At 60.0% G+C, this 14009-nt stretch carries 15 protein-coding genes and 1 pseudogene; 9 read left to right on the top strand and 7 right to left on the bottom strand.

The genetic code is table 11. From position 1 onward, the window contains the following. Window positions 1-152 precede the first annotated feature (152 nt). Together QT222_RS16460 and QT222_RS16455 are read left to right on the top strand one after the other, a co-directional pair. Window positions 153-758, top strand: a complete 606-nt coding sequence (locus QT222_RS16460; RefSeq protein ID WP_004058516.1) for a protein sorting system archaetidylserine decarboxylase — start codon at window positions 153-155, stop codon at window positions 756-758. A gap of 55 nt (window positions 759-813) precedes the next feature. After that, on the top strand, window positions 814-1221 hold the full coding sequence (locus QT222_RS16455) for a hypothetical protein (protein ID WP_491477785.1): 408 nt from the start codon (window positions 814-816) through the stop codon (window positions 1219-1221). A 925-nt stretch (window positions 1222-2146) separates the two neighbouring features. On the opposite strand, the gene QT222_RS16450 is transcribed toward QT222_RS16455, so the two are convergent. Then, a complete protein-coding gene (locus QT222_RS16450) occupies window positions 2147-3274 on the bottom strand; it encodes a hypothetical protein (protein ID WP_491477784.1) in 1128 nt (375 codons plus the stop codon). 432 nt (window positions 3275-3706) lie between these two features. Then, window positions 3707-4663 (bottom strand): methyltransferase domain-containing protein, encoded by a 957-nt coding sequence (locus QT222_RS16445; RefSeq protein ID WP_491477787.1) that lies wholly within the window; start codon window positions 4661-4663, stop codon window positions 3707-3709. A gap of 124 nt (window positions 4664-4787) precedes the next feature. Between QT222_RS16445 and QT222_RS16440 the strand changes: the two genes are divergently transcribed. From QT222_RS16440 to QT222_RS16425, 4 genes are all read left to right on the top strand, one after another. After that, a complete protein-coding gene (locus QT222_RS16440) occupies window positions 4788-5099 on the top strand; it encodes a DUF5658 family protein (RefSeq protein WP_004058508.1) in 312 nt (103 codons plus the stop codon). A gap of 58 nt (window positions 5100-5157) precedes the next feature. Further along, window positions 5158-5727, top strand: a complete 570-nt coding sequence (locus tag QT222_RS16435; protein WP_004058506.1) for a TATA-box-binding protein — start codon at window positions 5158-5160, stop codon at window positions 5725-5727. Between the two features lie 196 nt (window positions 5728-5923). Further along, a complete protein-coding gene (locus tag QT222_RS16430; RefSeq protein ID WP_004058504.1) occupies window positions 5924-6304 on the top strand; it encodes a DUF7473 family protein in 381 nt (126 codons plus the stop codon). A gap of 87 nt (window positions 6305-6391) precedes the next feature. Continuing rightward, a complete protein-coding gene (locus QT222_RS16425; protein WP_491477783.1) occupies window positions 6392-7333 on the top strand; it encodes a CPBP family intramembrane glutamic endopeptidase in 942 nt (313 codons plus the stop codon). A gap of 50 nt (window positions 7334-7383) precedes the next feature. Here the strand turns inward: QT222_RS16425 and hisG are convergent, their stop codons facing one another. After that, window positions 7384-8229: an ATP phosphoribosyltransferase gene (gene hisG, locus QT222_RS16420; RefSeq protein WP_004058500.1), complete on the bottom strand. Its 846-nt coding sequence runs from the start codon at window positions 8227-8229 to the stop codon at window positions 7384-7386. Between the two features lie 78 nt (window positions 8230-8307). Between hisG and QT222_RS16415 the strand changes: the two genes are divergently transcribed. Beyond that, window positions 8308-9381 carry a M48 family metalloprotease gene (locus tag QT222_RS16415; protein WP_491477782.1) on the top strand — a complete coding sequence of 358 codons (1074 nt, stop codon included), beginning with the start codon at window positions 8308-8310 and terminating at the stop codon, window positions 9379-9381. Window positions 9382-9453: 72 nt separating this feature from the next. Here QT222_RS16415 and QT222_RS16410 read toward each other — a convergent pair whose 3' ends face one another. Both QT222_RS16410 and QT222_RS16405 read right to left on the bottom strand, forming a co-directional pair. Continuing rightward, on the bottom strand, window positions 9454-9966 hold the full coding sequence (locus QT222_RS16410) for a winged helix-turn-helix transcriptional regulator (RefSeq protein WP_491477781.1): 513 nt from the start codon (window positions 9964-9966) through the stop codon (window positions 9454-9456). Then, a complete protein-coding gene (locus QT222_RS16405) occupies window positions 9963-10310 on the bottom strand; it encodes a DUF7471 family protein (RefSeq protein ID WP_004058495.1) in 348 nt (115 codons plus the stop codon). The genes QT222_RS16410 and QT222_RS16405 overlap by 4 nt, the downstream gene beginning before the upstream one ends. A gap of 159 nt (window positions 10311-10469) precedes the next feature. Here QT222_RS16405 and QT222_RS16400 point away from each other — a divergent pair, with 159 nt between their 5' ends. Beyond that, a complete protein-coding gene (locus tag QT222_RS16400) occupies window positions 10470-11762 on the top strand; it encodes an amidohydrolase (protein ID WP_491477786.1) in 1293 nt (430 codons plus the stop codon). A 22-nt stretch (window positions 11763-11784) separates the two neighbouring features. Here QT222_RS16400 and QT222_RS16395 read toward each other — a convergent pair whose 3' ends face one another. Next, window positions 11785-12096: a winged helix-turn-helix domain-containing protein gene (locus tag QT222_RS16395; protein ID WP_004058493.1), complete on the bottom strand. Its 312-nt coding sequence runs from the start codon at window positions 12094-12096 to the stop codon at window positions 11785-11787. A gap of 100 nt (window positions 12097-12196) precedes the next feature. Here QT222_RS16395 and QT222_RS16390 point away from each other — a divergent pair, with 100 nt between their 5' ends. Next, window positions 12197-13483: an adenosylhomocysteinase gene (locus QT222_RS16390; RefSeq protein ID WP_491477780.1), complete on the top strand. Its 1287-nt coding sequence runs from the start codon at window positions 12197-12199 to the stop codon at window positions 13481-13483. 141 nt (window positions 13484-13624) lie between these two features. Here the strand turns inward: QT222_RS16390 and QT222_RS16385 are convergent. Beyond that, window positions 13625-14009, bottom strand: a pseudogene (locus QT222_RS16385) (ATP-binding protein); the annotation flags it as partial.

Below are 14009 nucleotides of genomic sequence, written 5' to 3'. Positions count from 1 at the left end.
CGACCCCGGAGCGTTCCCGCGGCGGCACGCCCGCCGGCTCGCCCAACCCCGCGGGGGCCACCGCCTGGTCCCGGGGGGGGGGTACCGCGGCCCGCCTGCCCTTCCCCCACCTCCCCACGAGTTGGGGCGCGGAAGTCCGAAACGAGGCCTGAATGCGCTTTGCTCCCGGCTACCGACGGTTCGCCGTCCCGGCGTTCCTCGGCGCGGCGCTCGCAGCCTTCGTCTTCCCGCCGGCAGGCGCAGTGCTGCTCGGCGTCGGCGTATTCGTCCTCTGGTTCTTCCGCGACCCGGAACGCTCGCCTCCGGACGAAGACGGCGTTATCTCGCCCGCCGACGGCCACGTCTCGGTGATTCGCGTCGAAGACGGTCGCGTCCGCGTGGGCGTGTTCATGAACGTCACCGACGTGCACGTCAACCGCGCGCCCGTCTCGGGTACGGTCAGCGACGTGACTCACCGTCCCGGTGCGCACAAGCCGGCGTTTTCGAAGGATTCGGATAGGAACGAGCGCGTCGATATCACCGTCGATTCGGACGACGGCGACTACGAAGTGTCACTCATCGCCGGCGCATTCGCTCGACGGATTCACCCCTACGTCGCACCCGGCGACGAACTCGCCCGCGGCGACAAGATCGGACACATCGACTTCGGCTCCCGGGCGGACGTGTTGTTACCGCCCGAGTTCGGGTCAGAGGACGTGATTGTCGAAAAAGGCGAGTCGGTGCGGGCGGGCGAGACGGTGTTGGCGCGGCGGGACTGAGAAATTGGACACGTACTTGACAACAATCTTCTACCGTGGCTTTGTTTGTTCTCGCATGTCCGCCACAGCCCATTCTTCGTCCCCAAATTGGTGGTACGGCGTCGCCCTGTTCCCCGTTTCGGCTCTCTTCGGACTGCTTGAATTACTGTCTCGGCAGTTCCTTTCGAGAGCGATTGCACACGACAGCCCGGGAGACTATCTCATGTCTTTCGTTATGACCGTTCTCTCGCAGTGGGGTGCGATTTTCTTCGGTCTCGTCGTGTTAGTCGCACTCGTTTTGGACATCCGCGGATTGCGAAACAGCGAGGCACCGTGGCGACCCAACTGGGCGTGGGGGCTCGTTGGTCTACCCAATCTCGCGGTCGGGGTGTACCCACCGATACTCGCCGCATCCGTGCCGCTGTTGTCGTTCTACCTCTACCGGCGCGGGAAACAGGTCGGTTCGCCGAGTATCGGGTCTTGAGACCGACTTTGTAATTATTTCTGGTTTGTAGCCGCCTCGCGCGCGAGTTTCACCCATTCAAGGAGACCGTACACTGCCCCGCGAACCTCAGCAACCGTATCAGACGGTCGATGGACGAGTGTTGCCCGAGGCCGCTACTAACCAGATAGTGTCTTTTGACATGCAGACCTTGAATAATATCCAAGGTGTTTTTAGTCGCATGTATTCAAAGAGTAGACATGATTGGGGACATTTTAAATAGATATGATATAGATAAATACCACTTAGTTCCGGTAATCTTGGTCAGCTTGATATTCGTCTCGATATTTCTGAGAAATGTTCAACGGCTAACTAGCTTAGTTGAGGTAGTTCGAGTAGCGAGCGTTGGTTTGGTCATTATCCTCGTCCTCGTCTATGTTCACTACACACACACTTCGAATCAACTAACTAACAGGCAGGAGGGAGTACTAGTTCTATCAATTGTGCTCATCTCAAGTACGATTCTAGCCATCCTTCATTTTCACGACGGGCGGCAGTACAGCGATGGGCTAGTAATAGGACTGATTGGTTTTTCACTGCTCGGTGTCGGGAATCTCATCTGGTCCTATATTCCAACCTCATCTAATCGAGTCGTTGGGTGTGTATTCTTATTACTTGGTGTTGGAACTGCTATGACAACCGTTAGTAGACCTGAATTACGGCCGTATCTCATATACGGTATACTAATGGGTGGACTTTTTTCACTCCTTGGTCTTGGGTTGGTTTTAACCCCAAATGCACTCGATTAGGAGATGGGGTGGTCGTTGTTGTGAAAGATGAGTATTCTGCGTCGTTCTCTATAGTAGCATTTGCAACTGGTTACACATCCGATCGCACGACAGTGGTCGATCGAGTGTGCAATGACTTGCAAACGCTACTATAGTAGGGTGTCGACACTTGGCTATGCTCAGGGGAAGTTTGGAATCGACGGCATTGCTGGTGGTTCTGGGAGTTCCTCCCAAACCCAGTCAAGGAATGCCGCAGACGGATTCGGTGGTACGTCCGGTTCGTCGCCCGTAAGCAAGCAAGCGAAACAGGCGGCACAGTTTGCTTGCCCTATCGAATTATTGCAGAAAGCGTAGAAGCAAACAACACAAAGAATCGCATTTACACCACTCACACTGGTTGAACAGAATGCAACACAAGTTCGACATGTAGTTACCAAATCATATAGATATAGAGCGCAACCGGTACACGTGTCGTCGCACTCGACGCCCAGATAATCAAGCGACTCACTTATTACATGGTTGGCAAGCCAGCTGACAATAACCTCTTTCAGAATCTGTTTTGGATTTATTTTTGATTTTAATTCTGGTTGATTTGATTTAATATCTAATGTCGAAGCTGTGCTGAAAGTCGAATTTGAATCAGACAGAGTTTCTATTTTCGGATTAAATGATTCGCCAAGCTGAATCACGTGTTCTTGTATCTCTGCCTCCCCTGTCTTTGCATTCTTCACTTGAAGACTCGCTTGGAAACCATTAACAGCGGAATTAGCAATAATACTCGAACCTTCGATTTCCCCATCAACATTCACTGAATCCAGAACCTGTTCTTCTTCGCTACCTGTTGCGTTACGAGTAAATACGAGACCAGAGCCACTAGCGCCCAGAGTACCGCCAGTTTCTGTAGTCACTGAATAGCCAGTCGGTGCTGATGAGAGGTCAACGTCAAAGGTGAACGTTGCCCCGATCTTATCACCGCTTTCCATCGCTATGAGCGTACCGTACTCCAGATGGGCTTTCATTAGCAATAGTTCGCCATCGGTGGCTTTGCCGTCATCACTAATTCGTCGCTTCTCGACCTTTTCTGCACTTGGAAGATCACTAACACCAAGCTCAGATAGAATTTTCTGAACCCCTGGTGCATGCTTAATTCGCTCCAAATCACTGCTAGTCGCTTCTTCAGCACTCACTGTACCAAAGAGAGCCTGTAGCATTGTACCACCCGACGTAGCACCTATTGCTCCCGCTGCTCCGGTCCTCTTCAATAACTTTCTTCTATTAATTTTATTGTCTGGGTTGTCGTCAGACATGACAATTTCTAGAACACTAAGATACAAAAACATTCTCATCTGACCAGTCTAGCACCATCTAATTAATCCAATTCGGGAGACAAACTGGTAATCGAGTACCTGAACAAGAAAACCGAGAACTTATTCAGTGGGTGCTTTTTGATGGCAAATGAAGTAACGTGGATGCGTAAGTGAGCGGTGACGTGACGGCTCTCAAAGTGTCTATTCACACACTAAAACTCGGAGACTTCAGAGGACCTCGTCATAATTTTGCCATCTTGTACCACGTGACAGCAAAGCAGATGATACTCGTTGCTTGTTCGGCGTAGACGGCGCGGATGGTTAGATTGGTGTCGAAAACATATGTTAGTAATCACGTCCACCTGAGACAAACCCGGGGATTACCGCCGCCTGAACCGACGTTACCGCGTCCAAACACTCACCTTCCGATACCTACCGATGCAGCAAATGCACGTATCGCACTAACGACCGGTGCACCCGCCGTTCGAACACCTGTTCGACTTCCCATCCAGCATCCTTTGCCTCATCGACCCACGACCTATCGGCGACCATCACACACCGACTCGAAACTCGCCCAACCTCAGCCAACGCGCCACCAACCAAATCCGTGAGCGAGTGCTGGGCAATTTTGGATTGCCGTCCGTACGGCGCGTCGAACACCACGCCATCGACCGAATCGTCACAGAGCGGAAGCGCAGTCGCATCGCCGCGAACCACGTGGCCGTCGCCGACGTAGTGGTTCAGATTGATGCGAGCACCGATAGCCATCTTCTCCTGCGCATCGACGCCGACCACGTCGGCACCGACCAACCCCGCCTCAAGCAGCACGCCGCCGGTGCCACACATCGGGTCGAGGATGCGCGCGCCGGGTTCTGCACCGGCCATGTTGACAAAGGCCCGGGCATCGACGGGGGCCATACTCCCCGGTTGGAAGAAGGGACGGTCCGTCGGCTTGCGGTCGGCGAAGTCGCGGACGCCTTCGACGGCGGTCCAGCCGACGAGACACGCGCCCTCGGAGAAGTAGACGCGGAGTTCGTGGTCGGGGTCGTCGAGGTCGACGCCGAATCCGCGGTCGACGAGCGCGGAACCGATTCGGCGCTCGGCGTCGGTCGTACTCACGTCCGTCAGGCTTCGAATGTCGCGGGCGCGGACCGCGATGGTTCCCTCGCGGTCGATACTCGCGGCTTCGACGACGGCGCGGGCGGCGTCGATATCGGGGTCGCAGCGCCCGACGAGTTCCACGACGCGGCGGGTGTACGCGAGTTGCTTCGCGTGTTCTGAGTCCACGCCGCGGGCGGTGGCGAGGCCGGGCGCGACGACCGTCACGTCCGTCGCCGCCGACTCGGCCTCGCGGGCGGCGAACGCGTCTTCCTCGCCGGCGAGTTCCAATCCGTACACGCTCGGACCTGACGCGCCGCGAAAATGAGGGTATCGGTCGTCGGCGACTACCTTCACGAAAACCTAACCGTTCGCCAACGGCGACTTTTATATCGGCTGGTCCGAATCCACCCGCATGGCCTCTCTCGACGCCATCCTTTGGGGTGCGGCGACGCTCGCATACGGTCTCGGCGACTATCTGACGACCGTCCTCGGGGTCAGGATGGCGGGCGTACAGGAGGGAAATCCAATCGTTCGACTCATCTCCGGCGGCGACCCGGGTCCCGGCTCTTTTGCCGTCCTGAAACTCGTCTCTGTGGCGCTTTTCTTCGCCGCCTACTGGATACTTCGACCTGGATTCACTCGGCTCGTTGTTCCCGCAGCGCTGACACTCCTCGGAACAGTCGTCACTGTGCGCAACGTCCGGATTATCCGCCGCCGTTCGTGAGTTGTCAACCAACTGCACCAATCTTTTTAACCCTTAAATACGTGACTTAAACCGTTGCATGACCGACCCCAAGGACACAATCAACATCGAAAACGTCGTCGCCTCCACGGGAATCGGCCAGGAGCTCGACCTCCAGAGTGTGGCGATGGACCTCGAGGGTGCTGATTACGACCCAGAACAGTTTCCCGGGCTCGTCTATCGCACCCAGAACCCGAAGTCCGCGGCGCTCATCTTCCGGTCCGGCAAAATCGTATGCACCGGCGCGAAGTCAACCGATGATGTCCACGAGAGTCTCGAAATCGTCTTCGACAAGCTCCGTGACCTCCAGATTCCGGTCGACGATGACCCCGAAATCACCGTTCAGAACATCGTCACGAGCGCGGACCTCGGCGAGAACCTGAATCTCAACGCCATCGCAATCGGGCTTGGTCTGGAAAACATCGAATACGAGCCTGAACAGTTCCCGGGTCTCGTCTATCGGCTTGACGAACCGAGCGTGGTGGCACTTCTCTTCGGGTCGGGTAAACTCGTCATCACGGGCGGCAAGAAACCACAAGACGCTGCGGCGGCGGTCGATGTTATCACGTCGAGTCTCTCTGACCTCGGTCTCCTGAGCGGGTCGTTCTAACCGGAGCTGGGTTGTTTTAATCGGGAGCAAGTTGTTATAACCGGAATTGGGTGTTTTAACCGGAATTGGGTGTTCTAACCGGAACTGGGTTGTTTTAACCGGAGCCGGGTGGGTCCCTCGGAATTGGGTCGTTTTCCCTCGGTCTTGACGGGACTGAATCGACCGAATCTAAGTTAGTCGCGTCCATCTCGCCGGTATGGACGCGCTCATCTTGCAGACGGCCGCCTCCGGTGCGCCGGTAACGGCCGTCGCCGGAACGTTCGCGCTGTTCGCGCTGTTTCTCTCCCTTACCGCCCACATCGCCGCGCGGAACGTCCTCGGCGATGTCGAGGTGAAAAAGGCGTTCGCCGTCGGCCCGGTCCCGGCGGCCATCGCCGTCGTGTTCACCACGTTCCAGTGGAACTCGTTCCTCGCGCTCGGTCTCGCACTCGGTTTCGACTTCGGCTTTATCAAATTCCTCTATGGTCGGTCAAACCGTCTCTCTGCGTACATCGTGGGGATTCATTTCGTCGTCTCCGTCCTCCTCGGAACCGTCCTCTTCGGTCTCGTCGTCATCTTGCTGAGCGCACCGGCGTGAGGGACTGGTGGCGGTGAGTTCAGTGCGTGAGGCGACTGGGAGGAACCGCCGCGTACTTTCTTCACCGATGCCGGCGAACCATCGTCTGTGTCTCCCCGCCGACTCGTTTGGAACGACACGGAACGCCGCCCTCGCGCACCGGTTAGACTTCTCTTTACCCCTGTCGTCGTCGTGCTGGTCGCGCTCGTCGTCGGCCTCGGCATTGCACAGACGGTTAGTAGTCTGCTCGCCACAAGCACGTTCACGTCGGTTACCGTCAATGTCGTTTCCGCCGGGTCGACCGGACTCGGCGGCCTCGTCGTCGCACGCTACATCGACAGACGAACCGTCACCGACCTCGGGTTCGGTCTCGACCGCGACTGGGTAATCGACCTCGGATTCGGACTCGTTCTCGGCGCGGCTTTGATGGCCGCTATCTTCCTCGTCGGTCTCGCAACCGACTGGATAGCAGTCGTCGACGTCGGATTCGGTGTCGACCGACTCACCGGCGTTGCTTCGCTTTTGGCACTCTTCATCGTCGTCGGTATCTCGGAGGAACTCCTCCTTCGGGGCGTCGTACTCACGGACATCGCCGAGGGACTCCGATGGCGGTTCAGCGTTCGGACGGCGGCGACAGTCGGACTTGTCGTCTCGGCGGCCGTCTTCGGCCTTATCCATCTTATGAACCCGAATTCGAGCCTTGCAAGTACGCTCAGTATCACACTCGCGGGTATCATGCTCGGTCTCGGCTACGTACTCAGCGGTGACCTCGCCATTCCGACCGGCATCCACATCTCGTGGAATTTCGCCCAAGGCGGTCTCTTCGGCTTCTCGGTCAGCGGTCTCGATTTCGGCACCTCCCTCGTGGAGACGACAGAACAAGGCCCGGATGTCGTTACCGGTGGAGCGTTCGGCCCTGAAGCGGGACTCCTCGGTGTTGGCGCGATTATCGTCGGAATGGCCTGTATTGCGTGGTACGTCCGCGCCCGGTACGGCGAACTTCGATTCGACCCCGGCGTGACGGTGCCGGAATTGCGGTGGGAGGAGTAGGTCGTCGCCTTTCGCGTCTCGATTGATGACGTCGGTCCGGCCGAGGGCGACTACTTGACTAACCGCTCGATTTCGGTGACGAGGATACCGCTCGCACCCACGTTCTTGAGGTCGCTTACGACTTCGAAGACGTCGCGTTCGTTCACGACGGCGTGGACGGCGACGGTGTCACCTCCGGCGACATCCATCACAGTTGGGCCGCCGAGTCCCGGAATGACCTCTTTTACCTCGTCGAGTTTCTCGCGCGGCGCGTTCATCATCAGGTAGCGCTTGTCCTCGGCGGAGCGGACGGATTCGAGCGCCATGACGAGTTGTGCGACCTTCGGGTCGTCGACGACTTCGGGGCGAGCAAACAGCCGAACCGACGACGAAAGGACTTCGTCGACCACGGCGAGGCGATTGACCCGGAGTGTCGTCCCCGTCGAGGTGATGTCGATGATGGCGTCGGCCATCTCGACGTGCGGCGTCAGTTCAGTCGCGCCGGTCACTTCGACGACTTCGGCGTCGATTCCCTGTCTCTCGAAGTAGCTTTGGGCGATATGCGGGAACTCGGTGGCGACGATTTTCCCCGAGACATCTTCGACCGATTCGATGTCGCCGTCTTCGGGTGCGGCGAGAACGAGTCGGCACTTGCCGTACTCTAAATCGAGCAGTTCGGCGAGTCTGTGGCCCGATTCGCGCACCTGGTCGAGTCCCGTGATGCCGACTTCGGCGGCCCCGTCACGGACGTATTCGGGAATGTCGGCGGCGCGGGCGAAGAGCACGGTCACGTCGGGGTCGACAGTCCCGGCGTAGAGTTTTCGCTCGGCACCGTTGTCAAGGTGGAGTCCCGCACGTTCCAAGAGGTCTATCGTCGGCTCGTGCAGGCGGCCCTTGTTGGGAACGGCGATTCGCATACCGTTCCGTCTCGTCCCGAAGCTAATTGACTTTCGCAAGTCGCAATCATTTTTGACACGTCTGCGCTCCCGTGCTGTATGGTTCCCGTCACGTTCGTCGGCACGTTTCTCGCCGTGTCCCTCCTCGGTGCTGGCTGGTCGTGGGTGAGCGCCCGCCGACTCGAAAAACGAGATGCGTCGGCCACCCCGCTTCGCCAACGTATCCACTCGAACTGGCTCCTAGCCGCAGCCCTCTTTGCGGTCGTCACATGGCTGTTCGACGCGGATCAAGAACTGCTCACCCTCGTCGGCCTCCCGAGCGAGTGGCCATGGTCGATTCTCGGCTGGGCCGGTGTCGGCCTCGGTGCCGCGCTCGTCGGAACGGTCTCGTATCTGGGCGCGTTCCCGGTCGCAAAGCGCGTCCGCGACTCGGACATGGGTGCGCTTACGGCCGCGGGGAAGATGTTCCGGTACCAGGCCGTTCTCGTGGCCATGATTCTTAGCATGGTGATTGTGTACCGGGTCGATATTCGGTACGGTCTCTCCAGCGGTGCGCTGACTGCCGTCCTCTTCGCTACCGCGGCGTACCTCCTTTCCACACCACTCGTCGGTCTCTCGCAGACGACGACCGAACCGGACGCGGACACCCAACGCAGACTCGACCGACTTCAGTCACGCGTCGGACTCTCGGTCACTCGAACCCGACTGCTCGACGGAAACGGCTACCGCTCGGACCACCTCGTTCGCGGACCAGTCGGCCGGAAGACGCTTTTCGTGACCGACTCGCTTCTCGAACGCTACGACGACGACATCGTCGCTGCGATTCTCGCCGTCGAAGCGGAGCGAACGGGTCAGTTCACATACGAAGCTCAGTTGCTCGCACCCACCGCGTTTGGTGGACTTGTCCTCTCTGGACTCGCACCCGGAAACAACTTCCTTATGTTCGCGGCTATCGGCGTCTTGGTGCTGTTGGTCGGTGCTGCGCTGAACAAACGACTCAAGCTCCGAGCCGACGACGCGGCGGCAGAACAGGTTGGACACGAAACGCTGGCGGATGCGCTAGAAGCGACTGTGGAAGAAGTCGACCGCAGCCGTGTGGGGTCGGCTAAATCGTTCGAACCGTCCTACGAGTCGCGAATCGAGCGGCTCAAACAGGTGACAGGCGAGTCGTAGTCATCGGTCACGATGACACCCACCGGTCATGGTGGTACCATCTGGACTCTCCCAGGGCCGAGGCGGCAGCGGTCAGCCTTCGACGAGTGCGTCGATGAGGCGGTCGAATCGGTCGACGAACCGCTCGGGAAGCGATGGCGACACTTCGTCTAAGAGCTTCGTCGTCCGCTCCGGGTGAGTTAGCACGAGCGTCACGCGGTTGTGGAGGTCACGCTCTTTCTCGACGAGGTCACGCTCGGTGAGATGGTCGAGATGCCACTCCAGCGTGCTCCGGGCGACGCCGATGGCGTCGGCGACATCGTCTGGGCGGGCGTCTCCGTGTTCGAGGAGGTGTCCGAGGATGTCGCGGGCGGTCTCTCGTCGGACGAGTGCGAGAGCACCGCGCTCCCAGTCGTCGAACTCCGGCGGGAAGTAGTGCGTCCGTCCGTAAAATTCGGTTCGGCGGACCGTCTCGTCAGAGAGCAGTCTGCGGACGTGGTGTTGTACCTGCCCGGGAGCGAGGTCGAGCGCGCGGACGAGCTCGTTGAAGTGGACTCCCGGATTGTGCTTGATGTGGTCGGCGACGCGGGTTCGTGTCTCGCTCATGGTTCATTTACCCCCGTTTCGCGCTCGATACGTCGGGCGTAGTAGATGGCCGCGAGGACGAGTCCGGCCATTACGAGGTCCAAGAGATGCTCGATGACGTGGTGGTTGAAGTCCGAGAGGATGCCACCGATGGTGAGCGCCGAGACGGCCGCGCGTGACGCGAACGCGAGGAGCGCCAGTGCGATGAGCAGGTGCGACCGCGTTCGTCGGCGGAAGAACACCGCGACACCCAGCCCGGCTAACACCACCGACGAAATCCCTGCGAGGGCGACGACAGCGGTTATCCACGGGCTTTCTGCTTGGACGTGCCCCGGAACGAGCGCGAAGTTCAACGGGGACTCCATATCCCCTCATAATTTGGGTCTATACGTAAGGGTCTTTGCTCATTCTCGATTTTCGGGAATCGGACTATCATCGGTGACTCCTGTGTTGCCGCGACGCTTCGAGGTGACCGGCGACGCCGAGACGGTGGATTGACGACACCCCCGGACCGAACGAGCGACATGGATACGCTCCGAATCGCAGGCGGACAAGTGCTTCGCCCTGATGCGACAATCGAGGACGCAGACATTCTCATCGACCGCGACGCAGGAACGATTCTCGATATCGGCGCGGACCTCGACGCCGACGCGGACGAGACGCTCGACGCCGAGGGCTGTCTCGTCATGCCCGGATTGGTGAACGCGCACTGCCACGTAGCGATGACGCTCCTCCGTGGCTACGCCGACGACAAGCCGCTCGACACGTGGCTCCGTGAGGATATCTGGCCGGCGGAGGCCGCGCTCACGCCCGAAGACGTGCGCGTCGGGGCCGAACTCGGTCTCGTCGAGATGATTAAATCCGGCACCACGACGTTCGCGGACATGTACTTCGAAGTCCCCGAAATCGTCGATGCCGTCGAGAAGTCGGGTCTCCGCGCCCGACTCGGCCATGGGTCTGTCACCATCGGCAAGGACGAGGACGACGCGTGGGACGACATCGAAGAGAGCATCGAGGTCGCCCGCGAGTTCGACGGGACCGCCGACGGCCGCATCCGAACGGCCGTGATGCCGCACTCCCTGACGACGGTCGGCGAGGAGTACCTTCGCGAGGCCGCCGCCGAGGCGCACGCCGCCGACATCCCGGCCCCCTACCACGCCAACGAGACGACCGACGACGCCGGTCCCCTCGCGGACGACCGCGACGAGCGACCGCCCGCGGACGCACAGGGCCTCGGTATGCTGACCGAGCGTGACTTCCTCGCCCACGGCGTCCACGTCGACGACGAGGAGATTTCGCTGCTCGCCGAGGCGGGCACCGGCGTCGTCCACTGCCCGGCGTCGAATATGAAACTCGCCTCCGGCATGGCTCCCGTACAGGCGATGCTCGACGCGGGCGTCACGGTCGGTCTCGGCACCGACGGGGCCGCCTCGAACAACGACCTCGACATGTTCGACGAGATGCGCGACGCTGCGATGCTCGGCAAACTCGCCGCCGACGATGCGAGCGCCGTCGCCGCCGAAGACGTGGTCAACATGGCAACCGCCGGTTCTGCCGCCGCTATCGACCTCCCGGGTGGCGCACTCGAAGTCGGCGGCGTCGCCGACATCGCCGTCATCGACCTCGACGCGCCGCACCTCACGCCCGCGAACGACCTCGTGAGCCACCTCGCGTACGCCACCCGCGGCTCCGACGTTCGCCACACCGTCTGTGACGGGCAGGTGCTGATGCGGGACCGCGAAGTCCTGACGCTCGACGAGTCTGCTGCGATGGACCGCGCCCGCGAAGCTATCGCGTCGCTCCGCGAACGCGTCTAAGCCCCGAAACGACGGGCGTCTCTCACCCGGCCAACTCGATTCGAAGCCCGTCGTCGGTGACGAGCACCTCCATGCGTTCGAACGTCCGGCAGTACTGCGAGACGTGTCGGCCGTCGCTGTGGTCCACCATAATCGACTTTTCGAGGAGTGACGCCTCGTGGAGCCGTTTTACCTCCCTGTATGCGGTCGAAAGCGGGACGTCGGCGCGGGAACTCAGCTCTTTGACTGTCAACGGCTCGTCGGCCACACGCAACAGGTCCGGGACCGCTGGTGCGCTCATCAGGGCGAACAATTCCTGTTCGGCAACCGTTTCACCATTATTTATGATGAGCATCGCGCCTCACTACAGAAATTCCCGCGTTGACACTTGTAGATTCGGGCAAACTCGACTTCCCTTCGGTAAGGTTTTCGGACCCCTCTTCGAATCCACGAGTATGAGCGAACACTACGCTCCCGTCTCCGAGCACCTCGACGATGTTGAGGCTGCACGCGAGGAGGGACGACGCAAGATGGACTGGGCGCTCCAGCACATGCCCATCCTGCAGGAACTCCGTGAACAGTTCGAGGCCGACCAGCCGTTCGCTGGCGAGGTCATCGGGATGGCCATGCACGTCGAAGCAAAGACGGCGAACCTCGTCGAACTGCTCGCTCTCGGTGGCGCGGAAGTCGCCGTCACCGGCTGCAACCCGCTTTCGACGCACAACGACGTCTCCGCCGCACTCGACGCGAACGACGATATCACGTCCTACGCCGTCCGCGGCGTCGATGAAGACGGCTACTACGCGGCTATCGACGCGGTCGTCGCGCACGAACCGACCATCACCGTCGACGACGGGATGGACATGGTCTTTACCATCCACGAGGAGTACCCCGAACTCATCGAGCCCATCGTCGGCGGGGCCGAGGAGACGACGACCGGCGTCCACCGCCTCCGCGCGATGGACGAAGATGGCGAACTCAAGTACCCCGTCTTCGCCGTGAACGACACGCCGATGAAGCGCCTCTTCGACAACATCCACGGCACGGGCGAATCCTCGCTCGCGACCATCGCTATGACGACGAACCTCTCGTACGCCGGGAAGAACGTCGTCGTCGGTGGTTACGGCCACTGTGGCAAGGGCGTCGCGAAGAAGGCCGCCGGTCAGAACGCGAACGTCATCGTCACCGAGGTCGACCCCCGTCGCGCCCTCGAAGCCCACATGGAGGGCTATGAGGTCATGCCGATGGAGGAGGCCGCGAAGGTCGGCGACGTGTTCATCACGACGACCGGCAACCGCGATGTCATCACCCGCGAGGACTTCGAGAACATGAAAGACGGCGTCCTCCTCGCTAACGCCGGCCACTTCGACATCGAAATCGACCTCGATGAACTCTCTGACCTCGCTGTCGACCAGTACGAGGCCCGAGACGGCGTCGACGCCTACGAGATGGAAGACGGCCGCCGCCTGAACGTGCTCGCCGAGGGTCGCCTCGTCAACCTCGCATCGCCCATCGCACTCGGCCACCCGGTCGAGGTCATGGACCAGTCGTTCGGCGTGCAGGCTGTCGTCGTCCGCGAACTCGTCGAAAACGGCGACGAGTACGACGCCGGTGTCCACGACGTGCCCGACGAACTGGACCGCGAAGTCGCCGAAATCAAGCTCGAAGCGGAAGGCATCGAGTTCGACTCGATGACCGAAGAACAGCGCGAATACATGGGCAGCTGGGCCCACGGAACGTAAGCCGACCCGCATCTCTACGCTGACACTTTCTATCTTATTTCACACTTCGGGTAGTGTTCGGTCTGCCCACCTGCTGGAAGAGGCGTCGTTGGCAGACCTCGATATCACCGCTGCAACGACCCCTACTGACAGGACTCACTGTCACCGCTGTCGTTGGTGGACTCCGATACCGAGAGCGAACGCAATTCCGAGGACGCTTCCCCAGGAGACATGCGAAAGAAGGCTCGGCAACGAGAGCATCGGTACGGCGCTTGGGATACCGACTGCGTTGAGCCACAGGGGCATGACGAACCCGGCGGCGAACAGCCAGAGGAAGACGCCATAGGCCACGCCAAGTGCGACCATCACGCCCGGTCGCCGGAGAGCGTTTGCGGGATTGCTATGAGTGACGGCGACGGCGAAGAGAATGCCGAAGACGAGGCTGTGGAAGATGTGAAGCGACCACCCGACACCCACATTCGCAACGCCGTAGAGCGCTCCGACGATGGAGAACGACCCGAAAACCGTCTGCGAGATTGCGCCCATG

Source organism: Haloferax sp. s1, assembly GCF_058382125.1.
The sequence above is the reverse complement of the archived record's forward strand: the minus strand, read 5'-3'. Positions and strand labels throughout refer to the sequence as shown.

What these genes read in the sequence shown, in the direction of transcription:
- QT222_RS16460 (WP_004058516.1), top strand. Translation starts at nt 153, where the DNA reads ATGCGCTTTGCTCCCGGCTACCGACGGTTCGCCGTCCCGGCGTTCCTC.
- QT222_RS16455 (WP_491477785.1), top strand. Translation starts at nt 814, where the DNA reads ATGTCCGCCACAGCCCATTCTTCGTCCCCAAATTGGTGGTACGGCGTC.
- QT222_RS16450 (WP_491477784.1), bottom strand. Translation starts at nt 3,274, where the DNA reads ATGTCTGACGACAACCCAGACAATAAAATTAATAGAAGAAAGTTATTG.
- QT222_RS16440 (WP_004058508.1), top strand. Translation starts at nt 4,788, where the DNA reads ATGGCCTCTCTCGACGCCATCCTTTGGGGTGCGGCGACGCTCGCATAC.
- QT222_RS16435 (WP_004058506.1), top strand. Translation starts at nt 5,158, where the DNA reads ATGACCGACCCCAAGGACACAATCAACATCGAAAACGTCGTCGCCTCC.
- QT222_RS16430 (WP_004058504.1), top strand. Translation starts at nt 5,924, where the DNA reads ATGGACGCGCTCATCTTGCAGACGGCCGCCTCCGGTGCGCCGGTAACG.
- hisG (WP_004058500.1), bottom strand. Translation starts at nt 8,229, where the DNA reads ATGCGAATCGCCGTTCCCAACAAGGGCCGCCTGCACGAGCCGACGATA.
- QT222_RS16415 (WP_491477782.1), top strand. Translation starts at nt 8,308, where the DNA reads ATGGTTCCCGTCACGTTCGTCGGCACGTTTCTCGCCGTGTCCCTCCTC.
- QT222_RS16410 (WP_491477781.1), bottom strand. Translation starts at nt 9,966, where the DNA reads ATGAGCGAGACACGAACCCGCGTCGCCGACCACATCAAGCACAATCCG.
- QT222_RS16405 (WP_004058495.1), bottom strand. Translation starts at nt 10,310, where the DNA reads ATGGAGTCCCCGTTGAACTTCGCGCTCGTTCCGGGGCACGTCCAAGCA.
- QT222_RS16400 (WP_491477786.1), top strand. Translation starts at nt 10,470, where the DNA reads ATGGATACGCTCCGAATCGCAGGCGGACAAGTGCTTCGCCCTGATGCG.
- QT222_RS16395 (WP_004058493.1), bottom strand. Translation starts at nt 12,096, where the DNA reads ATGCTCATCATAAATAATGGTGAAACGGTTGCCGAACAGGAATTGTTC.
- QT222_RS16390 (WP_491477780.1), top strand. Translation starts at nt 12,197, where the DNA reads ATGAGCGAACACTACGCTCCCGTCTCCGAGCACCTCGACGATGTTGAG.